The sequence below is a fragment of the Pseudarthrobacter sp. IC2-21 genome (assembly GCF_034048115.1).
Taxonomy (GTDB): domain Bacteria; phylum Actinomycetota; class Actinomycetes; order Actinomycetales; family Micrococcaceae; genus Arthrobacter; species Arthrobacter naphthalenicus.
Genome location: NZ_CP139145.1, coordinates 1,347,796 through 1,371,341 on the forward strand (window position 1 = coordinate 1,347,796; position 23,546 = coordinate 1,371,341).

Genomic DNA, 23,546 nt, shown 5'->3' on the forward strand with positions numbered 1-23,546 from the left:
GCTCAGCTTGCGTAGCGGGCGACGAAGTTCTTCAGGATGGTCATGGGCTCGGTCACCGTGAAGTGTTGGGCCGCCACCATCAGGTCCTCCGCGGACTCCGGCGGAAAGTAACCCGCATGGCGGTAGATGTCGATCCGGGTGACCAGGCCCCGGACGTCCAGTTCGGGATGGAACTGGGTGGCGTACAGATTCTCTTTGATCCGGAACATCTGGACCGGGCAGGCCTGGGAGGACGCAAGCAGCACCGCGTGCGGTGGGAGCCTGGTGCAGGCCTCCTTGTGGCCGGTGAAGGCCGTGAACCTGGCCGGCATGCCGCGCAGCACCGGATCCGCGAGGCCGGCGTCCGTCAGCTCGATCTCCACGCCGCCCAGCGATTCGCCGAACGTCCTGTCGATCACCGCGCCCTGATGCGCTCCCAGCGTCCCCACCCCGTAGCACGCACCGAGGAACGGAAAGTCCTGGTCCACGATCCGGTCAAGCAGCCCGGCCAGCTCCCGCTCCACGCGATGCTGGATGGCGCTTTTCTGATGGGCCGGATCGCTGGACGTGAACGGGCTGCCGCCCACAATCACGCCGGAGTATGCCGCCAGGTCCAGCTCCGGCAGGGGACCGGCCTCAAGCCGGATGCGGTGGAGCTGTTCAGGCGCCAGTCCGCCGTAACGCAGGTACGCGGCGTATTCGTCCTCGGCGGCGGCATCTTCGGCCCGGGAGGCCAGGAGCAGGAAAGGCTTCACAGGCTAAGTCTGCCCGCGGCCCCCGGCTGAGCGCCAGAGCACGCCCCACCCCCAAGTAAGTAGCACTAACTGACGTTTTGGGCCCTCATAACGACAGATAGCGCTACCCAGTTGGGATGGACGGTGCTGTCAGTGGCCGGCGGGCTCACCCGCGGGCTGGGCGAGGGAACGCCGGGACTGCGGGCGTGCGGCCGGGTCGGCGTGCCGGTGGACCAGCTTCCAGTACCCTTCTTCGCGGCGGAAAACACTGGTCACCCGGAGCGCGAACTCCTCGGTGAGCGGGGCACTCTCCAGGCGGGCCCGGAAGTGTTCGGTCTCCACCAGGTACGCGGTGTCCCTTGCGGTGTAGGACGTGATGGTGTCGAAGCCCAGCATCTCGCCGTCCTGGAACTGCCGGGAGGCCTGGTCCAGGCGTGCCTCGACCTGCGCCCAGCCACGGGCAATGCCGCCGAAAGGATTAGCCAGGGTGACGTCGTCGAGCCGTGAATACAGGTCCTTGACCGGCCCGGGGTTGCCGCGGGTGATCTCCGGAACGGCGAGGTGGTAGCGGGCAACTTCTTCTTCGAAACTGGGTGCAAGCATGGGGTGCCTCGGTCGCGTCTAGTCTTCGATGGTGGCGATGACGGCGCCCGCCGCGATCGTTTCACCGGCGGCGGCGCCCAGGCCCGTGATGGTCCCGGAACGGTGTGCGGTCAGGGGCTGTTCCATCTTCATGGCTTCCAGCACAACAATCAGATCGCCTTCGACCACCACGTCGCCGTTGGCCACAGCCACCTTGACGATGGTGCCCTGCATCGGGGAGGTCAGTGAATCGCCGGTGGCTGCCGCTGCCGCCCCGCCTGAGCGGAGGCGTTTCTTGGACTTGCCGGCCTTCGCGACGGTGCCCGTGCCGAGCGATCCGAGGGAGGCCGGCAGAACCACTTCGAGGCGCTTGCCGCCGACCTCAACCACCACGCGCTGGCGTTCCCCGGCGTCCTCGGGCGCTGGCGTTCCGTCCTGGGACCAGGCGGGAAGATCATTGACGAATTCGGTTTCGATCCAGCGGGTGTGGATCTTGAAGGGGCCCTCGGCGGGAGCGAAGTCCGGGTTGGTGACCACGGCCAGGTCGAAGGGGATAACGGTGGGGATGCCTTCCACCACCATCTCCTCCAGGGCCCGGCGTGAGCGCTGCAGAGCCTGGGCGCGGGTGGCGCCGGTGACGATCAGCTTGGAGAGCATGGAGTCGAAGTTGCCGCTGATGATGTCGCCCTGCTCCACACCGGAATCAATCCGGATGCCGGGGCCGGTGGGGTTCTTCAGGGCCGTGATGGTTCCCGGAGCGGGCATGAAGTTCCGGCCCGGGTCCTCGCCGGTAATACGGAACTCGATGGAATGGCCGCGGACTTCGGGGTCTCCGTAGCCCAGTTCCTCGCCGCGGGCCAGGCGGAACTGCTCGCGCACCAGGTCGATGCCGGTGACCTCTTCGGAGACACAGTGCTCCACCTGCAGGCGGGTGTTGACCTCCAGGAACGAGATGGTGCCGTCCTGGCCCACCAGGAATTCGCAGGTGCCTGCCCCGAGGTAGCCGGCTTCCTTCAGAATGGCCTTGGATGATTCGTACAGCCGGCGGTTCTGCTCCTCGGTGAGGAACGGGGCCGGAGCCTCTTCCACGAGCTTCTGGTTGCGGCGCTGCAGGGAGCAATCGCGGGTGGAGATGACCACCACGTTGCCGTGGGCGTCGGCGAGGCACTGGGTTTCCACGTGGCGCGGTGCGTCCAGGAAGCGTTCTATGAAGCACTCGCCGCGGCCGAAGGCTGCGGTGGCTTCGCGGACCGCGGACTCGAACAGTTCCGGGATTTCCTCGCGGGTGCGGGCCACTTTGATGCCGCGGCCGCCGCCGCCGAAGGCAGCCTTGATGGCCACCGGCAGGCCGAACTTGTCCACAAACTCAAGGATTTCCTCGGCCGACTGCACAGGGTCGGCGGTGCCGGGAACCTGGGGGGCGCCCACCTTCTCGGCGATGTGCCGGGCCTGGACCTTGTCTCCGAGGGCCGAGATGGCGTCCGGGCCCGGTCCGATCCAGGTGATGCCGGCCTCGATGACCTTGGCAGCGAACTGCGCGTTTTCGGCGAGGAACCCGTAGCCCGGGTGGATGGCGTCGGCGCCGGACTGGCGGGCAACGTCGATGATTTTGTCCATCACCAGGTAGGACTCGGCAGCCGTGGTGCCGCCCAGGGAATAGGCCTCGTCGGCGAGCCGGACATGCAGGGCGTCCCGGTCCGGATCGGCGTAGACAGCCACGGAGGCAATGCCTTCATCACGTGCCGCGCGGATGATCCGCACTGCGATTTCGCCGCGGTTGGCGATCAGCACCTTGGTGAGGTTCGACTGCACGGGACTTGCGGACTGCTCCAAAATTGCTGACAAGGCGTCTCCTTCTTTCCTTCAGGGAGCCTAGCGCGATTTTGAGGGTTCCGCCGATATTACTTGCGGATTCCGCGCGTAAACGGGGGCGGCTTTGTAGGGTCCCTACAAAGCCGCCCCGAATTTTGCCGAATTATTCCGCGGACCACAGATCGGTGATGCGCACCTGTGCCTGACCCAGCAAGGCCCGCAGCGTCGAAATGGAAAGTCCGACGACGGTGTGCGGGTCCCCGTCCACCTTCCGGATAAACGCCCCGCCGAAGCCGTCAATGGTGAACGAACCGGCGCAGTGCAGCGGCTCACCGGTGGCGATGTAGGCATCGATTTCCGCCGGTTCCATGTCCGTGAAGTGGACCTCTGCGGAGGTGACCGCCCCGAGGGTGGCGCCGGATCCCGGCGCCGCCCCGCCGTCGTCGGACGTTTCATCCCCGCTGCCGGCGGCAACCGCGCGGCAGTCCACCAGCCAGTGGCCGGTGTGCAGCACCCCGCTGTTCCCGCTCATCCGGAGCATCCGCGCACGGGCGACGTCGGCGGTGTACGGCTTGCCGTGCGCCTCGCCGTCGAACTCGAACACCGAGTCGCAGCCGATGACCAGCGCGCCCTCCGCCTCCGGCAGCGCGGCCACGGCCTCGGCCTTGGCCCGCGCAAGCAGCAGGGCGGTATCGTGCGGATCAGTAACGCCGTAGCGGGCCTGGACGGCGTCCTCATCCACGTCCGAGACCAGCACAGAGTGCTGAATCCCGGCGTCGGCAAGGAGTTTCGTGCGGGCAGGGGACTGGGAGGCCAGGATCAATCGGGTCACGTATTCAGCCTAGTGGACCGGCTCCGCAAGCCGCTGCGTCCCGGCTTCCCGGCGTTCGAGCTGGGCGCCCTCCACGTCCACGTCCGGCAGGATCCGGTCCAGCCACTTGGGCAGCCACCAGGTCTTTTCGCCGAGCAGGTACATCACGGCCGGCACAATGGTCATCCGGACCACAAAGGCGTCAAGCAGCACGCCGAAGGCCATGGCAAAACCGAGGGGCCGGACCATGGTCAGGTGGCTGAAGATGAACCCGGCGAACACACTGACCATGATGATGGCGGCGGCCGTCACCACGGCGCCGGCGTGGCTAAAGCCGATCCGGACCGCTTTTTTGGCCGGGGCGCCATGCATGTAGGACTCACGCATGCCCGAGGCGATGAACACCTGGTAGTCCATGGCAAGGCCGAACAGCACACCGATCAGGATGATCGGCAGGAAGCTCAGCACGGCGCCGGGATTCGCGACGTCGAACACGGTTCCCAGCCAGCCCCACTGGTAGACGGCCACCACGAGTCCGAACGCGGCGGCGAGCGAGAGCAGGAAACCGCCGGTTGCCAGCAGGGGAACCACGATGGAGCGGAACACCAGCAGCAGCAGAAGCAGGGAAAGTCCGACGACGATCGCCAGGTAGGGCGGCAGGGCGTCGCCAAGTTTCGTGGAGACGTCGATGTTGCCGGCGGTCTGGCCGGTCAGTCCGATGGCCACTCCGGTCTCGGCCTGGATCTGTGCACCGCGTTCGCGGAGCTCACTGACCACCTGCACGGTACCGGCCTTGGCCGGACCCTCCCGGGGGATGACCTGGAAGACGGCGGTCCGGCGGTCCTCGCTCAACGCCACCGGAACGGCCGCCACCACATTGTCCACGCCGCGGATCCGGTCGGCGACGTCGTACTGCAGCTTTTGGGCCTGGGTGGCGTCCAGGTTGGCCGGGAATTCCCCGACCACCACGATGGGGCCGGTGACGCCTTCGCCGAAGCTGCGGGCGGTCACGTCGTAGGCCTGGTAGGCCTCGGAGTCCACCGGTTCGGAGCCGCCGTCGGGCAGGGCGAGCTGGAGCTGCGCGGCCGGCAGGGCCAGGGTGCCCAGCAGGAGGACGCCGGCGACGAGCGCCACGATGGGGTGCCTGGTGACCAGGGCGCCCCAGCCGCGGTTGCTCCTGGCCTCGTCCTTGGCCTGGTCGGCCGCCTCGTGGCCTGCCTCGGCGTTGTGCGCTTCGGCTTTGGCCCAGGCCCGCCGGGAAATGATGCGCCGCCCGATCAGGGAGAGCATGGCCGGGGTGAGCGAGAGGGCCACCAGGACGGCCACGGCCACGGTTCCGGCTGCCGCCAGGCCCATGACGCTCAGGAAGGGCAGGCCCGGTACCACCAGGGCGGCCAGCGCGATGATGACGGTCAGCCCGGCAAACAGCACGGCATTGCCGGAGGTTCCGGTGGCGCGGGCCACCGACTCTTCGGGATCCATGCCGGTGAGCAGCTGGGTCCGGTGCCGGTTGACGATGAAGAGGGAGTAGTCGATGCCCACGGCCAGGCCAAGCATGAGGGCCAGCATGGGCGAGATGGAGCTCATGCTGAACGCTCCCGAGAGGGCGAAGGTGATGCCCACGCCGACGGCGACGCCGATGATGGCCATCAGCAGCGGCAGTCCGGCGGCGATCAGGGTGCCAAGCATCAGGATCAGCACCAGGGCCGCGACGCCGATGCCAATGATTTCCGCGGTGCCGAACAGCTCGGAAATGTCCTCGGTGATTTCCTTGCTGGCCAGGGCGGTGACGCCGGCGGCCGACGTTTCATGCGCGATGTCCTGCACCTGCTGGCGGACAGCGGGGGTGAGGGCGTTGATGGCGGTGGTGAACTGGACCTGGGCCACTGCGGCCTGGCCGTCCGCCGAGACAAAGCGGATTCCCTGTGAGGCCTCTGCCTGCCGCTTGCCGAGTTCCAGTTTCGCCTTGGCGGCGTCGAGTTCCTTGGTGCCGGCGGCAAGCTGTTCCTGGCCTTGCGCCAGCGCGGCTTTCTGCTGTCCCAGCTGGGCCTCGATCAGGGCAGCGGGAGCCCCGGCCGCCTTCAGCTGCTGCTCCGCAGCGCTCAGCTGCGCTGCGCCGGCGTCGAGCTGGGCGCGTGAGGCGTCCAGCTGCGCCTGGCCTGTGGCAAGTTGCTGCCCGCCATCGGTGATGGCCTGCCCGGCCTGGTCCAGCTGCGCCTGGGTGGCGAAGGGGTCCGTGGTGGCCTTGACGTCAGGGAGGTCACCGAGTTTGGCGAGGGCAGCCGTGACTGCTGCGCGGCTTTGGTCCGTGAAGCCGCCTGCAGGGGCTTCGAAGACGATGCTCGCGGAGCCGCCCGAGGCAGCGGGGAGTTCCTGCTTCAACTTGTCCGCGATGCGCTGGGTCTCGGTGCCCGGAATCTGGAAGTTGTTGGAGAGTGTGCCGTGGAAGGCGGCAGCGGAGCCGCCCACGGCCACCAGCGCCGCGAGCCACAGTGAGATGACCAGCCAGCGGTGGCGGTAGGAGAACTTGCCGAGGCGATAAAGCAGCAGGGCCATGTCAGAGCCGTTCTTTGAGGAGGGTAGGTGTAGTTGGAGCGGAGGCGGCAGGACTGCCGAAGCCGGAGCCCAGGTGGCCCATCGCGTCAATCAGCAGCTGGCGGAGGACGGCAAGGGAAGCAGGCGACAGGTCCGCGCCGCGCTGGGAGAACCAGACGTCCATGGCCGCCTTGCCGCAGGAGATAACGGCACCGGCCAGGGCGCGCAGGTAGAGCTCATCGACGGCGGCACCGGGAGTTGCCGCGAAGCGTTCCCGTGCCGCGCTGATGATCTGCTCGGTGCAGTGATCCCAGGCCTCAAGTTCTGAGCGGGAAAGGAGCGCGTTCTCCTGGGTCAGGGTGAACAGCTCGGCCAGGGGTGCCACGGTCATCGGGTCCGCCAGCTGCATGAGGGCCGCGCGCGCTGATTCGAGGATGGGCTCATCGGCGGGGCGCTGCCGGAATTGCTGCAGGGCGCTGTCCAGGAAGCCGTGCGTCACCGAGGCCAGCGCCGCCTCAATGCCGCCGAAGTAGTTGAAGAAGGTCCGCCGGGAGATTCCCGCCATCTCCGCAATGTCCTCCACGGTGAAGTTTCCCGGACCGTGCCGGCGCAAAAGCGTCAAGGCGGCATCGGTGATGGCCTGGCGGGTGGCGGCCTTGTTGAGTTCGCGCCGTGAAAGGGTTTCGGTCACAAAATTACACTACGTGCAAGTTTGCACGCCGCGCAAATTCATTCACAGGAAGATGAAAGGTTCCCAACAGCTGCTCCAGAGTTTGCGGCCGGAGACTGGGGGAGTCCCGCCAGGGAGAACATAACCCAGCCGTCCGCGGACGGCAGATGCAGGAGAAACAAAATGGCACGAACTCGGAGAATCACGCTGGGCCTGACGGCCACGGCCCTCGCTCTTGGAGCCGGAATCGGGGTTGCCGGGATGGCCTCTGCAACCACAACGCCCACTCCCACCCCCAGCTCCAGCACTTCCGCGGACGCCGGCACCAGCACGGCTCCGGCTGACGGCCAAGGTGGACGGGGTGGCCATGGCGGTCACGGCGGCTTTGGCCTGGGCGGTGACCATGCCGCTGAACTGGCCACGAAGCTCGGGGTGGACCAGACCAAGCTGACGGATGCCCTGAAGGCATTCCGTGACGCCAACAAGCCCGCCGCCGGCACGGAGAAGGGTATGCCGGCTGACGGAACCCGGCCCGATCCCTCAGCGATGCAGGCCGAGCTTGCCAAGTCGCTCGCAGCGTCGCTGGGCATTGACGATGCGAAGGTCACGGCCGCGCTGGAGGAGTTGCGCGCCGCTGAACAAACGGAACATGCCGCGGAGCTGAAGACCCGCCTGGACAAGGCCGTGACGGACGGCAAGCTCACCCAGGCCGAGGCGGACGCTGTCACCAAGGCAGTGCAGAACGGAGTCATTGGAGGGGGCGGGCGCTAACCTGCGGCGCAGGCAGCCGCACACAATAACGAAAGAAGTCCCCGGGAACTGTGCAGTTCCCGGGGACTTCCCTTAGCGGCGGACTCCGGCCGGTGTCAGGCCTTCGCCTCAGCCAGTTGCCTCTCGGCGTCGGACCGGTCAGCAGCCAGGGTTGCGGCCGAAGGATCCGCGGTGGCGGCGCCGGCGTCGGAGGGGGTGTCGTCAGCGAACGGGTTGCCGTTGCGGGGCGCGTTGTAGAGCGTCTCGTCCAGGATGCCCTGGCGCTTGGACACGATGGCGGGGACCAGCGCCTGGCCGGCCACGTTCAGTGCAGTGCGGCCCATGTCCAGGATCGGATCGACGGCCAGCAGCAGGCCGACGCCGGCCAACGGCAGTCCCAGCGTGGAGAGCGTCAGGGTGAGCATCACCACGGCGCCGGTGGTGCCGGCCGTCGCTGCGGAACCGAGGACCGAAACCAGGGCGATGAGCAGGTACTGGGTGAAGTCGAGCTGGATGCCGAAGAACTGGGCCACGAAGATGGCGGAGATGGCCGGGTAGATCGCGGCGCAGCCATCCATCTTGGTGGTGGCGCCCAGGGGCACGGCGAAGGCGGCATACGCACGCGGAACGCCCAGGTTGCGCTCGGTGACGCGCTGGGTGAGCGGCAGGGTGCCGATGGAGGACCGTGAGACGAAGGCCAGCTGCACTGCCGGCCAGACACCGGAGAAGTACTGCTTGACGGAGAGCCCGTGGGTACGGACCAGGACCGGGTACACCACGAACATCACCAGGGCCAGGCCCACATAGATGGCAAAGGTGAACTTGCCGAGCGCGCCGATGGTGTCCCAGCCGTAGACTGCCACCGCGTTGCCGATCAGGCCCACGGTGCCGATGGGGGCGATCCGGATGATCCACCAGAGGACTTTCTGGATGACGGCCAGCGCGGACGCGTTGAGGTTCAGGAACGGCTCGGCGGCCTTGCCCACTTTGAGGGCGGCCACGCCGACGGCGATGGCGATCACCAGGATCTGGAGCACGTTGAAGCTGACGGCGGTGCTGACCGTGGTGGCGGCGTTGGCGCTTTCGGTCACGGTGGAGCTGGCGCCGAGGCCCATGAAGTTCTTGGGGAACAGGCCGATCAGGAAGGACCACCAGTCACCGGTTTTGCCGGCGTACTTGGCTTCCTGGGTGATGCCGGTGTTGGCCCCCGGCTGCAGGAGGACGCCCAGGCCAATGCCGATCAGGACGGCGATCAGCGATGTGATGGCGAACCAGAGCAGGGTGTGCCAGGCCAGCTTGGCGGCGTTGGAAACCTGGCGCAGGTTGGAGATGGAACTGACCACAGCAGTGAAGATCAACGGGACCACCGCGGTCTGCAGCAGCGAGATGTAGCTTGAGCCGATGGTCTGCAGCGTCCCGCCCAGGCCGTTGGGGGCCTCCTTGGTGCTGCCTGTGTACTTGGCCAGCAGGCCGAGGCCCAGGCCCACGATGAGGGCGGCGATGATCTGGAAACCGAACGAGCCGGCCCACTTGGGCAGCTGGAAGCCGGTCTTTCCTGCGGATTCGGGGGTGCGGGTTTGAGTGCTCACCAGAACACGCTAGGGCCGGGGTTCTTATCATGACGAACAGATGTTGAGAAATGTTACGCCGTCACATGTCAGTCCCGGCCCCGGAAAACCCGGATTTCCTGCGGTATGCTAGCTCATTATGAAGTTATTCCCGGCGGCGCTGTGGCAAGTCTCACCCGCGGGACAGGGAGGGGAGGCACCCGGCAGCGCGCGTCAAAGCGAGGAACGAGCAGCGCGCCGAGGGTGTCGGCCCTCCCGGTCGGGCGCGCACCTACTTAAGCAGAGCCCGCCGCAGCGTGTCCAGACCGACCGAGCCGATGTTCAGTGCCTTGGTGTGGAAGGCCTTGAGCTCGAAGCCCGGCCGGGCCTCGAGATCGGCGCGGATCTGTTCCCAGAGGCGCTGGCCCACTTTGTAGGACGGGGCCTGGCCCGGCCAGCCGAGGTAACGGGTGAACTCGAAGTTGAGCTGGCCTTCGCTGATGGCAAGGTTTTGGGTGAGGAATTCGTAGCCCTTGTCCGGGGTCCACGTGCCGGTGCCCCACCGTTCGGGGACTTCGAGCTCCAGGTGGACGCCGATGTCGAACACCACACGGGCCGCGCGCATCCGCTGCATGTCCAGCATGCCCATGTGATCGCCGGGATCGGACAGGTAGCCGAGTTCCTGCATCAGCTTTTCGGCGTAGAGCGCCCACCCTTCACCGTGTCCGGAGGTCCAGCAGACACTCCGGCGCCATTTGTTGAGCAGCTCCCGCCGGTAGGTGGCAGTGGCCACCTGGAGGTGATGGCCGGGGACGCCCTCGTGGAACACCGTGGTGGTTTCTGCCCAGGTGGTGAAGGTGTCCTCGCCGGCCGGCACGGACCACCACATCCGGCCGGGCCGGCTGAAGTCCTCGGAGGGGCCGGTGTAGTAAATGCCGCCCTCGTCCGTGGGGGCAATCAGGCACTCGAGCTTCTTCATAACGTCCGGGATCTCGAAGTGCACCCCGGCGAGGTCGGTAATGGCCTTGTCGGAGAGTTCCTGCATCCACGCCTGGAGGGCGTCGGTTCCCCGGAGCTGACGTGCGGGGTCGGTGTTGAGGGCCTCCTTCGCCTCGTCGATGCCGGCGCCGGGCTTGATGATGGCCGCGACCTTCTCCTGCTCGGTGATCAGCCGGTCCAGTTCGTGGACTCCCCACGCGTACGTCTCTTCGAGGTCGACGGCGGCGCCGAGGAAGGAGCGCGAGGCCAGTGCGTAGCGTTCCCGGCCCACGGCATCCTTCGCCGGCGCCACGGGCAGCAGTTCGGTCCCGAGGAAGTCGGCGAGTTGCCGGTAGGCACGGCGCGCCGCGGCAGCACCGGCGTCGAGCTTCTCCTGGACGGAGGGGTCGAGGGGACCGCCGGCAGTCCGTGCCCCGGCGGCAAGCTTCGCGAAGAAGCCGTCGTCGGCGGCGTGTTTGGTGGCCTGTTCGATGACGCTGGACACCTGGCGGGCTGCAGCCACCTTCCCGGCGTCCCTGGCGTGGCGCAGGGATTCGATGTAGCCGGCCAGGGCGGCCGGAACGTTCAGGGCGCGGCCGGCGAGATGCTCCCACTGGGCGTCCGTGTCGGTGGGCATCAGGTCAAAGATGGCCCGGATATCCTGCGCGGGCGAGGCGATGTTGTTCAGGTTCGCCTCGTCCCAGCCCGTCCCGTGGATTTCGAGCTGGAGCCCCAGCCGCTCACGCATGGCGTCCAGGGTGATGGCGTCCACGTCGTCCTGCGGCACCAACCCGTCAAGGGCTTCCAGTGCGTCCCGGGCCTCCGCCGCGAATGCGGCGATGCCGGCGGGGGAGAAGTCCGGGTACTCGGTCTCGTGTCCGGGCAGGCCGAGTTCGGTGGCAAAGGACGGGTTCAACCGGATGAGCGCATCGGTGTAGGCGTCCGCCACAGCATCGATGGCGGAATGCGGCCGGACAGCGGGCGGGGCTTCGGTAGTCACCCCACGAGCTTATCCCTGGCTCCGCCGCCAGGCGCCGGGACCCGGGGTGGGGGCGAGTCGCAGCTGCTGCCGGCGCACCCAGTGCCGGAGTGTCGGCTTCCCGGCCTCCGGTGCGTCCGTGACGCCCAGCGAAAGCACGACGGCGGTGAGCGCCGCGAGCTCCTCGGCTGAGGGCTGGCCCTTGACCACGGAGAACAGCGGCGCGGCCGTCTCGGCGGCGGGGTTTTCGGCGGCGGAGATTTCGGCAGCCGGGATTTCGCCCGGGGCAACGTTGGGGGTCACAGCGGGATGTTCCCGTGCTTCTTGGCGGGCAGGCTGGCGCGCTTGTCACGGAGGGCGCGCAGGCCCCGGATGATGTGGATCCTGGTCTCGGACGGGGCGATGACTGCGTCCACGTAGCCAAGCTCGGCCGCCTGATACGGGTTCAGCAGCTCTTCTTCGTACTGCCGGATCACTTCGGCGCGGCGTGCTTCCACGTCTCCGCCGTTCTCCGCGACCGCGGCCAGTTCGCGGCGGTAGAGGATGTTCACGGCGCCCTGGGCGCCCATCACGCCAATCTGGGCGGTGGGCCAGGCGAGGTTGAGGTCCGCGCCGAGCTTCTTGGAGCCCATCACGATGTACGCTCCGCCGTAGGCCTTGCGCGTGATGACGGTCAGCTTGGGGACGGTGGCTTCGGCGTAGGCGTACAGCAGTTTGGCGCCGCGGCGGATGATGCCCTGGAACTCCTGGTCCTTGCCGGGCAGGAAGCCCGGAACATCGACCAGGGTGATGATGGGAATGTTGAACGCGTCGCAGTTCCGGACGAAGCGGGCAGCTTTCTCGGAGGCGGCAATATCCAGCGTGCCGGCAAACTGCAGCGGCTGGTTGGCAACGATCCCCACCGTGTGTCCTTCAACCCGGCCGTAGCCGATGATCACGTTGGGCGCATACAGGGACTGCATCTCCAGGAAATGCCCGTCGTCAAGGATCTGCTCGATGACGGTGCGCATGTCGTAGGGCTGGTTCGCAGAATCCGGCACGAGGGCGTCCAGAGCGAGGTCCTCGGCGTCGAGCTCCAGCTCCTGCTGGTGCTCCAGCACCGGCGCCTCGGCAAGGTTGTTGGAGGGCAGGAAGTCCAGCAGTTCCCGGACGAACCCGATCGCGTCGGCCTCGTCGGAGGCAAGGTAGGCGGAGGTGCCGGTGGTGGCATTGTGCTGCCGGGCGCCCCCGAGGGTTTCCATGTCCACATCCTCGCCGGTGACGGTCTTGATGACGTCCGGCCCGGTGATGAACATGTGCGAGGTCTTGTCCACCATGACCACGTAGTCGGTGAGGGCGGGGGAATAAGCGGCACCGCCGGCGGAGGGTCCCATGATGAGGGAGATCTGGGGGACTACGCCGGAGGCGTGAACGTTGTTGCGGAAGATGTCAGCGAACATGGCGAGGGACGCCACGCCTTCCTGGATGCGGGCGCCGCCGCCGTCCAGGATGCCCACCACGGGGCAGCCGTTACGCAGCGCGAACTCCTGGACCTTGACGATCTTTTCCCCGTTGACCTGGCTGAGGGATCCGCCGTAGACGGAAAAATCCTGGCTGTAGACGGCCACCGGCCGCCCGTCCACCGTGCCGTAGCCCGAGACCAGGCCGTCGCCGAGCGGCTTCTTCTTTTCCATGCCGAAGGCCGTGGAGCGGTGGACTGCCAGCGCGTCCAGCTCCACAAAGGAGCCTTCGTCGAGGAGCAGGTCGATGCGCTCGCGGGCAGTGTTCTTGCCGCGGGCATGCTGCTTTTCGATGGCTTCGGGGCCGGACGGCTGCTCTGCACGGGCCTGGCGGTCGCGGAAGTCGGCGATTTTTCCCGCTGTCGTGGTCAGGTCGTGGCTCATCAAGTGTCTCCGGCTCTGTAGCAGATTGGTGCTGTAACAAATGGGTGCTGCGTCTCGCTGCTGGCGGGCAGGTCGCATGACGGGATTAAGTAGCTTCCGCACAAAGGACGAACCCTGCTGGCTAGTCTAATGACGCATTTGCGGGGGACGGCTGTAGAAACCCTACAATTTTGTGGCACATCCGCCCACCAAGACATATGTTACTGACCAGTAACATATGTGGACTACAGTAGGCCCATGACTTCCAGCAACGACGCAAGGTCCGCTTCCGCCTCGCCGTACCGTGCCACTGGTTCCCTTCGGGGCCGCACCATCCTGATGTCCGGCGGCAGCCGCGGGATCGGCCTGGCCATCGCCACCCGGGCGGCCCGGGACGGCGCCAATATTGTCCTGCTCGCCAAAACGGGCCGGCCCCATGCCACACTGGCGGGCACCGTCCACACTGCTGCCGAACAGATCGAGGCGGCCGGCGGCCAGGCGCTTGCCGTGGTGGGAGATGTGCGCCGCGACGAGGATGTGGCAGGCGCCGTAGCGGCCGCCGTCGAACGTTTCGGCGGCATCGACATAGTCCTGAACAACGCCTCCGCCATCGATCTGTCCACGACGGACACCGTGGACATGAAGCGCTATGACCTGATGCAGGACATCAACGTCCGCGGGACGTTCCTGCTGTCCAAGCTGGCGCTGCCGGCGCTGCGCAAATCAGACCGCGCCCACATTCTCACCCTCTCCCCGCCGCTGAACCTGGACCCTAAGTGGGCCGGCCGGCACCTCGCCTACACCATGGCAAAATACGGCATGAGCCTGACCACGCTGGGCCTCGCAGAGGAACTCAAGGCGGACGGGATCGCAGTCAACTCCCTCTGGCCCTGCACGCTGATCGACACCGCAGCCATCCGGAACATGCCCGGCGGCGAGGCGATGGTCCACGCTGCACGCGGGCCCCAGATCATGGCTGACGCCGCCCACGCGATCCTGACCGGCGGCAACCTGGCCGGGCCTTCACCCGCCGGGGCAGGCGTCCCCAGCGGAAACTTCTACACGGATGAGCAGGTGCTCGCGGCCGCCGGGATCACCGATTTCAGGCCCTACAGCCTCGGAGCGGCAGAGGAACAGCTCGTACCGGACATCTTCCTCTAAGACCGCGTTCCGGTGCCACCTGCCCGGGGTCATGTCCGGGGTCATGTCCGGCCGGAACAGCCGCCGCGGGTGCGTGAGTCGATAGGATTCAACCATGGCTGACTCACATACCCCGGGAAGTCCGTTGAACCGCGGGGCCCTGGCGGACCCGGATTTCCTGGCCGCCACCGGCATCGCGAAATTGCTGGTGGTGGACTCCACCGGGTCCACCAACGCCGACCTTCTGCGGGCAGTGAGCGTCGAACCGAAAGATTGGCCCGACTTCTCAGTGCTGACGGCCGAGTACCAGACAGCAGCCAGGGGCAGGCTGGACCGGAGCTGGGAAGCGCCACCCTTGAGCTCGGTGTCCGTTTCCATCGTGCTGCGCCCCGTGAATGCCGAGGGCAGGCCTCTGCCCACCGATACGTATTCCTGGCTATCGCTGCTGGCGGCGCTGGCTCTGCGGGAGACGCTGCTGGAGACGGCCGGTATCCCTGCTGAACTCAAATGGCCCAATGATGTCCTGGTCCGCGGCCGCAAGGTTGCCGGGATCCTGGCGCAAATGGGCCCCATGGGGGACGGTTCCGTGCCGGCGGTGGTCCTGGGAACCGGCCTCAACGTGACCTTGACCGAAGCGGAACTGCCAGTGCCCACCGCCACCTCCGTGGCGCTCGAGCAGCCCCTCACCACCGACCGGACCCTGCTGCTCAAGAGCTACCTGGCGAACTTTGCCCGGCTGTACCGCAGTTTTTGCAATGCCGACGGCGACCCCACCGCCGGGCTGGCAGGCGGGCCCTCCCTCCACAAACGCGTGGAATCCGTGATGGTCACCCTGGGCAGGCAGGTGCGCGCGCAACTGCCTGGGGACCACGAGATCATCGGCCACGCCACCCGGCTGGATGAATACGGTTCCCTCCTTGTGGTGGACCGGGACAAACGTGAACATGTTGTGACTGCCGGTGACGTGGTCCACCTGCGGCCCTGGACCCCGCCCGGTCAGGACCCCGAAGGCGGTTATGCGTAAAGGCCTGGTCCCGGGCGAGCAGGTTATTACCATCACGCGTCCTCAGCCGAGGAAGCTGGCCGGCCCGGCCGCAGCCTTCATTGCCGCGCCTGCAGCCGCTGCCTTCGCCAGTGCCTGGACCCTGCGGGGTGAGGCCGCCCGGCTGATGCCGGCCTTTTCCGCGGACTGGGCGCCGTGGATCGTGCTGGCATGCGTCCTGGCCGCCGCATGGATATGGTTGGCATATTGCCTGCCGCGGCTGCTTCGCTGGCAGGGAACCAGGTACGTGCTCACCAGCCGGCGGATTGTTGCCCGCTACGGCATGATGCGGCGCCGCGACGAGCAGGTTAATCTCGGCTCCGTCCGCAACGTGACCGTTCACCAGTCGGTGCTGCAGCGCATATTGCATTCCGGGAATATATCCTTGGAAACCGGGTACCAAAGCGTGGTGACCCTCCAGGATGTCCCTGAAGCGGCACGGTTCCGGGATTTCGTTTTGGATGCCGTCGCCGAGTTGCCTGCAGGCAGGGATCCGGCGGCCGATGAATTGCCGGACTATGCGGACGACGGATTGACAGACGACAGATGGCCGTGGGAGATGAGAGAAGGTGGACACAATGAACGATGAGGACCAGCAGGACCCGCAGGCCCTGCCGGCCCGCGCGCCCGAAAGTGCCCGCCCGGCCGAACCCCGCCCGGCCGAAAGTGCCCACCCGCCCACAGGCACCCTGTCTGCTGAACGGCTGGCCGCCAAAGCGCTCGAGGCCACGCTGCTGGGCGGCGAACGCAAGCTGCGTCGCCGTGAGGTTGCTGCCGGGGCAGGGTTGTCGCTGTTGTCTGCGCGGAAGCTTTGGCGTGCTCTTGGCTTCCCGAACTTCGGTGACGACGACGTCGCGTTCACCGAACGGGACCAGGCCGCGCTGTCCACGGTGGTTGACCTGGTCCGTGCCGGGGTCCTGACCGAAGAGGCCGCGATTTCCGTAACCCGTGCCATCGGCCAGATGACTGACCGGATGGTGGTGTGGCAGATCGAGGCCCTGGTGGAGGACATGGTCCACGAGCAGGGTGTTACGGATGCGGTGGCCCGCAAACGCCTGGTCAACGAGCTCCCGTCGCTGCTCGACGCGCTGGAGCACATGCTGGTCTACTCGTGGCGGCGGCAGCTCAATGCCGGCGTCCAGCGGCTGGCTGTGCGCGCGGAGGCAGGCCTGCAGGCGAGCGAAGAGGGCCGCGAGGGTGACGAAGACGATGCGCCGCTGCCGCTGGCCCGCGCTGTCGGTTTCGCTGACCTGGTGTCATACACCAGCCTTTCCCGCAGGATGAACGAGAAGACGCTGGCCCGCCTGGTGCAGCGCTTCGAGAACAAATGCGCGGAGATCATCTCGGTCGGCGGTGGCCGGCTGGTCAAGACCGTCGGCGACGAAGTCCTTTACATCGCGGAGACGCCGGCTGCCGGGGCCGAAATCTCGCTGGCGCTGGCCCGCGCGTTCACCGAGGACGAGATCCTTCCCGAGGCGAGGGTGGCCATGGTCTGGGGCCGGATCCTGTCCCGGCTCGGCGACATTTACGGGCCCACGGTGAACCTGGCTGCCCGGCTCACCACCCTTGCCGACCCGGGGACGGTGCTGATCGACTCCATGACGGCTTCGGCGCTGGAAGATGATGAACGTTTTGTCCTGGTTCCGCAGCCGGCCGAAAACGTGCGGGGCTTCGGCGAAATCCACCCCGTGCTGCTGGCCCGGGGCGAAGGCAAAGGCCTGGTCGTCGACTAGGAAAATGCTGCCCGGCCGCTGACCTGCGGGTTTATCCAGTTGTTGGCGTATCACGCTATAGTCGGACCTTGTGGGCGCCCGCGTCCACAACACAGGGGAGCGCTACCCATCGCGGCCCCCGGCCCTGCTTCGGTAGGCTAACGCGGGAACGGCGGGCCCTGCAGGGGCTCTCTGGACGGTTCGGCCGGGGGGCCGCCACACATTTCAGGGGAATAGAAAAACTGTGAGAACTCTGCTGGGGAAGTTTGGTCTCAAAGGGCGGCGCAACAAGGTGGTCTCCGGGGCGGCCTTGGCTGCTGCCGGTGCCGTACTGGTTGCCGGTGCGATCATCTATCCGGGGTTCAAGACCACTGAGGTGGAGTTGAACGACGGCGGAGTGTGGGTGGTCAGCAAGTCCAAGAACGCTGTCGGCCGGCTGAATTATCCGTCGCGGGTGCTTGATGGTGCAGTGACCCCTGCCAGTACCACCTTCGACGTCCTGCAGAGCGCGGGGGATGTTTTTGTTGACGATGAGACGGGTTCCACGCTGAACCAGGTTTCTCCGGCAAACATGCGCCTGGGCGGGGACAAGCAGTTGCCGGGCTCCGCGGACGTCAGCTTTGGTGCCCGTGTGATGGCCGTGACGGATCCAGCCGCCGGCAAGGTTTGGGCCCTCTCACCCTCCACGGTCAATGGTTTCGACCAGGAGGCGACCGAACCTGTGATGGTCGGTTCCGAAGGCCTGGTGTCCGCGGTCGGCGCCGATGACCGGGTGTACTCGGCGGATCCCAAATCCGGAGCGGTCACCGTCACCACCGTGGACGCCAACGGCGAAGTCGTGGCCTCGGATTCAACCACCTGGGGTGAACTTAAGGGTGCGGGTGATCTGCAGATCACGGTGGTGGGGGATAAACCGGTGGTCTTGGATGCTGCGGCGGGGAACCTGTTTCTGCCCGGCGGGAAGCGGCTCCAGCTGGATAACGCGCGGGATGCGAAGCTGCAGCAGGGCGGTCCGGCGGGTGACTTTGTGGCGATCTCGACGCGGAAAGCGCTGCTGAAGCAGCCGCTGGACGGTTCCACCGCCAGGACGGTGACGTTCGACGGCGAGGGCGTACCTGCCGCGCCCGTGCAGTTGGGCGGGTGCGTGCATGCGGCGTGGTCGGGGGCGAACAAGTATGTGCGTGACTGCATCAATGATGCCGATGACAAGAAGGTGGCGGTGCCGAAGGCGAGTGCATCGCCGTCGTATGTTTTCCGGGTGAACCGGGACCTGGTGGTCCTGAACGATGTGAACTCCGGGAACGTGTGGCTCGTGAACCAGAACATGCAGCTGGTCAACAACTGGGACGACGTTGTGCCGCCCAAGAACCAGTCCGATGACCAGGATCAGGAATCGGCGGACAACAACACCATCAACATCCTGCCGGACCGCACCAAGCCGAACCGGCCGCCGGAAACCAAACCCGACGCCGTCGGAGTCCGTCCGGGCCGGACCACCATCCTCAGCGTCCTGGACAACGACTCCGACCCCGACGGCGACGTCCTGACCGCCGCCGTCGGCGAGGCAGGACCCAAGGCCGGGACGCTGCAGAGCATCTACGGCGGCACCGCGTTCCAGATCTCCGTCCCCGCCGACGCCCGGCCCGGCACCGAAACGTTCAGCTACAATGCGTCCGACGGCCGGGGGCTTTCCGCCGCCGGCCGGGTCACGCTCAATGTCGTGGGACCCGCCGACAACAAACCCCCCATGTTCAAGCGCGGAGGTGACGCCACCACCATGCTCGTGGAACAGGGCAAATCAGTCAGCCAGAACATCCTCACCGACTGGATCGACCCGGACGGCGACGACCTCGTCCTGATGGATGCCAAGGCTGACAACGACAAGGACCAGGTGAAGGTCCGCCGCGACGGCTTGCTGACGTTCCAGGACTCCGGCGCCACAGCGGGCAAGAAAAACGTTGAAGTCACCATCTGGGACGGCCGGGCCACGGTCACCGGCAAGGTGGTGGTGAACGTCCAGCCGCCCGGCGCGCTGGCGCCGGTGGTCAACGCCGATCATGTCACGGCCGTGGTGGGCCAGGACCTGGTGATCGCGCCCCTGAAGAACGACGCCGACCCCAACGGCGGCGCCCTCCGCCTGGCGCAGGTTGAAGCAAACGGTCCCGCCGAACTGGGCCCCGTCACCGACGGCGGCACCTTCACGTTCCGCAGCACCACCCCCGGCCCGGTCTACCTGACGTACATCGCCAGCAACGGTCCGCAGAGCAGCCAGGGGCTGATCCGTGTCGACGTCGAGTCCGGCAAGGACGCCGGCGATCCCGTCGCCGTGCATGATGTGGCCCTCATGCCCACCGGCGGCAGCGTCCTGCTGGACCCGCTGGCCAACGACTCGGACCCGTCGGGCGGGGTCCTGGTGCTGCAGTCCGTAAAACTGCCGGACAACAGCACCGCCTCGGTCAGCGTGATCGACCACAGCGTCCTGCGCATCACCGACGTCCTGGGCACCAAGGATCCGTTCCTCTTCGAATACACCATGTCCAACGGCCGCAAGTCAGCCACCGGCAGCGTCTCGGTGGTCCCGGTTCCGGCTCCCGCCGTCGTCGAAGCACCCCAGCCGAAACCGGACGAAGTGAACGTCCGCGTCAACGACGTCGTCACCATCCCGGTCCTGGACAACGACACGCACCCGCAGGGCCAGCAACTGACCGTTGACCCCGTCCTGCCGCAGCCCGTTGATGAAGCAGACGGCAGGAGCTTCGTCTCGGAAAACACTGTCCGCTTAATCGCCGGTCCCCAGCCCAAAACGGTCCGTGCCATCTACAACGCCGTGGACCCGCAGGGGCAGAAGAGCGCCGCCGCCGTCACTATCCACATCCTTCCGCTGGAAGGCGCCCAAAACTCACGGCCACAGCCGCGGAACCTCACGGCCCGCGTCGTGGCGGCCGGGACAGTGCGGATCCCCGTGCCGCTGGACGGGATTGATCCCGACGGCGACTCCGTCCAGCTGACCGGCATCGACAGCACCCCCGCCATGGGAACCGCCACCGTGGGGAGCAACTTCATTGACTTCACCGCGGCCGGAGACGGCGCCGGAACGGACACGTTCCGCTACAAGGTGGTGGACCGCCAGGGCGCCGTCAACACCGGCACCGTGACGGTGGGCATCGCCCCGCGGGGCGAGACAAACCAGAACCCCACCCCGGTGGATGATGAGGTGAAGGTCCGGCCCGGACGCCAGATCGCCGTCGACGCCACCGGCAACGACACCGATCCCGACGGTGACCTGATCCGTATCCTCTCCGACGGAATTGAGGCTGACCCTGCCCTCCAGGCCACCGTCAGCAAGACCAGCGGACGCATCATCCTGCTGGCCCCCGGCGCCGCCGGCACGGTCAACGTCCGCTACACCATTGCCGATGACAGGGGAGCCCAGGCCCAGGCCACCATCCGCGTGGTGGTGGACAACGAGGTGCCCCTGAAGGCGCCCATTGCCCGTGACGACCGGGTGACATCAGCCCAGGCCATGGGAAAGACCGCCGTTGACGTCCCCGTCCTGAAAAATGATGAAGACCCCGACGGCGTGGGCGAGAACCTCAAGATCAGCACCGAGGCCGGGACCGCGCGTCCCGGGGCCGACGGCACCATGATTGTGGAGCTCACTGAGGCTCCCCAGCTCATTCCCTACACCGTTGAGGATGTGGACGGGCAGAAGTCCACCGCGATCATCTGGGTGCCGGGACTGGGGCAGCAGGTCCCCACCCTGGCCAAGGACGAGGTCATCGAGGTGGTCTCGGGCCAGTCCGTGAACGTTGACCTGAAGGAGTGGGTGAAGGTCCGTGAAGGCCGGTCGCCCCGCCTGACCCAGACGGACCGCATCAAGCTCATCGGCTCGGACGGCAGCAATCCCGTGGCCGGTGACGGCACCTCACTGAAGTACACCGCCGGCGCGGACTACGTTGGCCCGGGCTCCCTGAGCTTCGAAGTGACCGACGGCACCGCCGTTGACGATCCGGCCGGCCTGAAGTCCACCCTGAGCATCCGCACCAGGGTGTTGCCGGACCCGAACCGCAACAACCCGCCCGAACTCCTGGGCGCCACAATTGAGGTTCCCAAGGGGGAGTCTGCCGACCTGGACCTGAGCCGGCTGACCTCGGACCCGGACCGTAACGACCTGGACAACATGAAGTACGAACTGGTGGGCGCCAGCCCCGCCAGCTTCAACGCGCGCATGGACGGCAAGATCCTCAAGGCCTCCGTGGACGGATCCACGGCCACCGGCACCGCGGGAGCCGTGCAGGTCAAGGCGACCGATCCGCGGGGACTGGAAGCGACCGCTACTTACCAGCTGGCCGTCATCGCTTCCAACCGGCCGAAGCCGGTAGCCAATGACGACCTCGAACCGAATGCAGCAGCCGGCAAGCCGGTGACCGTCAGGGTCCTCGCCAACGACTCCAACCCCTTCCCCGAACAGGCGCTGAAGATCGTTGCCGCTACGGCCGAAACCGGCAGCGGCAATGTAGAGGTAGCCGGCGACGCCGTCACCGTCACGCCCGCGCCGGGATTCAGCGGGTCCATGGTGGTCTCCTACACGGTGGCCGACAAGACGCAGGAAGCGTCCCGTCAGGCCACGGCCCGGATCCGGCTTACCGTCAAGGACAAGCCGCTGGCCCCCACCACCCCGCAGGCCCAGAGCGTGGGGGATCAGACAGCCCTGCTGAACTGGTCCGCGCCGGCCGACCGCGGCTCACCGATCACCAAATACACGGTTTACGGCGCCGGCTTCAGGCAGGACTGCCCGGCGAACACCTGCACGCTCACCGGCCTGGTCAACAACACCAAGTACTCCTTCGAGGTCACGGCCACCAACGAGTTCGGCGAGTCCGACCGGTCGCCCGCCTCGGCGGAGGTCCGGCCCGACGTCAAGCCGGACACGCCCCTCGCGCCAACCCTCACGTTCGGCGACAAGCAGCTCGCAGTGAACTGGGTTGCTCCGGCCAGCAAGGGATCCCCGGTCAAGTCCTACGATCTGGAAATCTCACCTGCCCCTGCCGGTCAGAACGCCCAGATCCAGAACCTCACCGCTGTCAGCTACGTCTGGAAGGGGCTCCAGAACGGCGTGTCCTACAAGGTGCGTGTCCTGGCCCGGAATGACGCCAAGGAACCGTCCGAGTGGAGCGCCTACTCCGCCGCCGAAGTGCCCGCCGGTGTGCCGGCGACTCCGGCTGCACCCTCGGCGACGGCGGCCCCGTCGGTTGGGACCCAGAGCCAGCTGAAAGTGTCCTGGACGGCTCCGAACAACAACGGTGACGCTGTGTCCTCCTACACCCTGACCACCCTGAAGGGCGGGGCCGCAGTCGCATCCCAACAGGTCGCCGGCACCGCCCAGAACGTCACGGTGGACAACTCCGAGTCGGGCTACACCTTCACCGTATCCGCCACCAACAAGGCGGGGACCTCCGGGACCAGCGCACAATCAGCGGCCGTGCGTGCCGTGGGGAAGCCCGCCATGGTGGGAGCGCCGTCGGCCACCCTCGTCGGCACCAACGCGGACGGCGGAAAGATCGATGTCCGGTTCACCCCGCTGACCGATGCCCAGCGCAACGGGTCAACTTCAAGCGAGATCACGTACAAGTACCGGCTGACGTCGGGTGGCGGCAGCGGCGACATCACGGCCGGGGGAGCAGTGGTAGCGGCAGCCAACGGCACCGATACCGCCGTTGTGGTCTGGGCCGTTTCATCCCGCAGCACAACGGCCGGGGACGCCAGCCCGCCGTCAAACAGCGTCAACCCCTACGGACTCGCGTTCGCTCCCACCGTGAACGGCAGCAACAGCAGCGGGGTCGGGGACAAGACTGTTTCCTGGAGCTGGAACGCGCCGAGCGGTAACGGACGTCCCGTAACCGGCTACCAGTACAGCCTGGACGGCGGCGGCTGGGTCAACACGGACCAGCGGTCGTTCTCGAAGAGCGTCGGCTTCAGCGAGACCCACAAGCTGGAAGTCCGCGCGGTCAGCGCAAACCAGCCCGGCCGGATCGGCAGTGACACCTCGCGCAGCGGTGCCGCACCGCCACCGCCGGTCCCGACGTCGTGGTCCGTCACGGCCACGCCGGTACGCAGCTGCACCGAACCGGGCTACGGCACCGACAGCTTCCGGCAAGGCAACCCGTCCTCCTGTGTCGGCGGCGGCAAGTGGATGCCCGCGAACCAGCCGGCAAATTCGGACTTCTACGTGGTTTGGTACAAGACAAACGAAAACCCCTCCGGCATCTGGTACCACCTGACCAGTGGTGCCGCGTCAGGAAACTATGTCCGCAGCGATACCACCAACCACCCCGGCAACCCGCCCAGCGGCATGCCGAAGCGCTAAGCAAGAGACCGTCACGGCCCGCCAGGGTTGGCCCGCCACAACTCCA

The 23,546-nt window shown here is 66.9% G+C and carries 17 protein-coding genes; 6 read left to right on the forward strand and 11 right to left on the reverse strand.

The features are described from left to right. Positions 1 to 2: 2 nt before the first annotated feature. The 6 genes from SBP01_RS06185 to SBP01_RS06210 all read right to left on the reverse strand — a co-directional run bounded on the left by SBP01_RS06185 (position 3) and on the right by SBP01_RS06210 (position 7,144). On the reverse strand, positions 3 to 734 hold the full coding sequence (locus tag SBP01_RS06185; RefSeq protein WP_320537862.1) for a glutamine amidotransferase: 732 nt from the start codon (positions 732 to 734) through the stop codon (positions 3 to 5). A gap of 129 nt (positions 735 to 863) precedes the next feature. Continuing rightward, positions 864 to 1,316, reverse strand: coding sequence for a YybH family protein (locus SBP01_RS06190; RefSeq protein ID WP_275212598.1), 453 nt, complete (start codon positions 1,314 to 1,316; stop codon positions 864 to 866). Positions 1,317 to 1,334: 18 nt separating this feature from the next. Then, positions 1,335 to 3,140, reverse strand: a complete 1,806-nt coding sequence (locus SBP01_RS06195; RefSeq protein ID WP_275212596.1) for an acetyl/propionyl/methylcrotonyl-CoA carboxylase subunit alpha — start codon at positions 3,138 to 3,140, stop codon at positions 1,335 to 1,337. A gap of 130 nt (positions 3,141 to 3,270) precedes the next feature. Further along, a complete protein-coding gene (locus SBP01_RS06200) occupies positions 3,271 to 3,939 on the reverse strand; it encodes a nucleoside triphosphate pyrophosphatase (RefSeq protein WP_320537863.1) in 669 nt (222 codons plus the stop codon). Positions 3,940 to 3,948: 9 nt separating this feature from the next. Continuing rightward, positions 3,949 to 6,474 carry an MMPL family transporter gene (locus tag SBP01_RS06205; RefSeq protein ID WP_320537864.1) on the reverse strand — a complete coding sequence of 842 codons (2,526 nt, stop codon included), beginning with the start codon at positions 6,472 to 6,474 and terminating at the stop codon, positions 3,949 to 3,951. Position 6,475: 1 nt separating this feature from the next. Further along, entirely contained in the window at positions 6,476 to 7,144 is a 669-nt protein-coding gene (locus tag SBP01_RS06210; protein WP_275212593.1) for a TetR/AcrR family transcriptional regulator, read from the reverse strand. A 162-nt stretch (positions 7,145 to 7,306) separates the two neighbouring features. Here SBP01_RS06210 and SBP01_RS06215 point away from each other — a divergent pair, with 162 nt between their 5' ends. Beyond that, positions 7,307 to 7,894, forward strand: a complete 588-nt coding sequence (locus SBP01_RS06215) for a hypothetical protein (protein ID WP_320537865.1) — start codon at positions 7,307 to 7,309, stop codon at positions 7,892 to 7,894. Positions 7,895 to 7,989: 95 nt separating this feature from the next. Here the strand turns inward: SBP01_RS06215 and SBP01_RS06220 are convergent, their stop codons facing one another. The 4 genes from SBP01_RS06220 to SBP01_RS06235 form a co-directional block, all read right to left on the reverse strand. Further along, positions 7,990 to 9,462, reverse strand: coding sequence for a dicarboxylate/amino acid:cation symporter (locus SBP01_RS06220; RefSeq protein WP_320537866.1), 1,473 nt, complete (start codon positions 9,460 to 9,462; stop codon positions 7,990 to 7,992). A gap of 250 nt (positions 9,463 to 9,712) precedes the next feature. After that, on the reverse strand, positions 9,713 to 11,398 hold the full coding sequence (locus SBP01_RS06225) for a DUF885 domain-containing protein (RefSeq protein ID WP_275212590.1): 1,686 nt from the start codon (positions 11,396 to 11,398) through the stop codon (positions 9,713 to 9,715). 9 nt (positions 11,399 to 11,407) lie between these two features. Further along, positions 11,408 to 11,638 (reverse strand): acyl-CoA carboxylase subunit epsilon, encoded by a 231-nt coding sequence (locus tag SBP01_RS06230; RefSeq protein ID WP_275212810.1) that lies wholly within the window; start codon positions 11,636 to 11,638, stop codon positions 11,408 to 11,410. 38 nt (positions 11,639 to 11,676) lie between these two features. Further along, positions 11,677 to 13,260: an acyl-CoA carboxylase subunit beta gene (locus SBP01_RS06235; RefSeq protein ID WP_275212589.1), complete on the reverse strand. Its 1,584-nt coding sequence runs from the start codon at positions 13,258 to 13,260 to the stop codon at positions 11,677 to 11,679. 237 nt (positions 13,261 to 13,497) lie between these two features. On the opposite strand from SBP01_RS06235, the gene SBP01_RS06240 reads away from it, so the two are divergent. Next, a complete protein-coding gene (locus tag SBP01_RS06240) occupies positions 13,498 to 14,400 on the forward strand; it encodes an NAD(P)-dependent oxidoreductase (protein ID WP_320537867.1) in 903 nt (300 codons plus the stop codon). A 94-nt stretch (positions 14,401 to 14,494) separates the two neighbouring features. Then, on the forward strand, positions 14,495 to 15,403 hold the full coding sequence (locus tag SBP01_RS06245) for a biotin--[acetyl-CoA-carboxylase] ligase (protein ID WP_275212587.1): 909 nt from the start codon (positions 14,495 to 14,497) through the stop codon (positions 15,401 to 15,403). A 42-nt stretch (positions 15,404 to 15,445) separates the two neighbouring features. Here the strand turns inward: SBP01_RS06245 and SBP01_RS06250 are convergent, their stop codons facing one another. Further along, the gene (locus SBP01_RS06250) at positions 15,446 to 15,676 is read right to left on the reverse strand and encodes a hypothetical protein (protein ID WP_320537868.1); all 231 of its coding nucleotides are present in this window, start codon (positions 15,674 to 15,676) and stop codon (positions 15,446 to 15,448) included. On the opposite strand from SBP01_RS06250, the gene SBP01_RS06255 reads away from it, so the two are divergent. The 3 genes from SBP01_RS06255 (at position 15,669) to SBP01_RS06265 (ending at position 23,500) form a co-directional block, all read left to right on the forward strand. Then, the gene (locus SBP01_RS06255) at positions 15,669 to 16,010 is read left to right on the forward strand and encodes a PH domain-containing protein (protein ID WP_320537869.1); all 342 of its coding nucleotides are present in this window, start codon (positions 15,669 to 15,671) and stop codon (positions 16,008 to 16,010) included. The genes SBP01_RS06250 and SBP01_RS06255 overlap by 8 nt on opposite strands. Continuing rightward, the gene (locus SBP01_RS06260) at positions 16,000 to 17,154 is read left to right on the forward strand and encodes an adenylate/guanylate cyclase domain-containing protein (protein ID WP_275212585.1); all 1,155 of its coding nucleotides are present in this window, start codon (positions 16,000 to 16,002) and stop codon (positions 17,152 to 17,154) included. Before SBP01_RS06255 ends, SBP01_RS06260 begins: the two co-directional genes overlap by 11 nt. 223 nt (positions 17,155 to 17,377) lie before the next feature. Continuing rightward, positions 17,378 to 23,500, forward strand: coding sequence for an Ig-like domain-containing protein (locus SBP01_RS06265; RefSeq protein WP_275212584.1), 6,123 nt, complete (start codon positions 17,378 to 17,380; stop codon positions 23,498 to 23,500). Positions 23,501 to 23,546 lie beyond the last annotated feature (46 nt).

What these genes read in the sequence shown, in the direction of transcription:
- SBP01_RS06190 (WP_275212598.1), bottom strand. Translation starts at nt 1,316, where the DNA reads ATGCTTGCACCCAGTTTCGAAGAAGAAGTTGCCCGCTACCACCTCGCC.
- SBP01_RS06205 (WP_320537864.1), bottom strand. Translation starts at nt 6,474, where the DNA reads ATGGCCCTGCTGCTTTATCGCCTCGGCAAGTTCTCCTACCGCCACCGC.
- SBP01_RS06215 (WP_320537865.1), top strand. Translation starts at nt 7,307, where the DNA reads ATGGCACGAACTCGGAGAATCACGCTGGGCCTGACGGCCACGGCCCTC.
- SBP01_RS06235 (WP_275212589.1), bottom strand. Translation starts at nt 13,260, where the DNA reads ATGAGCCACGACCTGACCACGACAGCGGGAAAAATCGCCGACTTCCGC.
- SBP01_RS06240 (WP_320537867.1), top strand. Translation starts at nt 13,498, where the DNA reads ATGACTTCCAGCAACGACGCAAGGTCCGCTTCCGCCTCGCCGTACCGT.
- SBP01_RS06245 (WP_275212587.1), top strand. Translation starts at nt 14,495, where the DNA reads ATGGCTGACTCACATACCCCGGGAAGTCCGTTGAACCGCGGGGCCCTG.
- SBP01_RS06260 (WP_275212585.1), top strand. Translation starts at nt 16,000, where the DNA reads ATGAACGATGAGGACCAGCAGGACCCGCAGGCCCTGCCGGCCCGCGCG.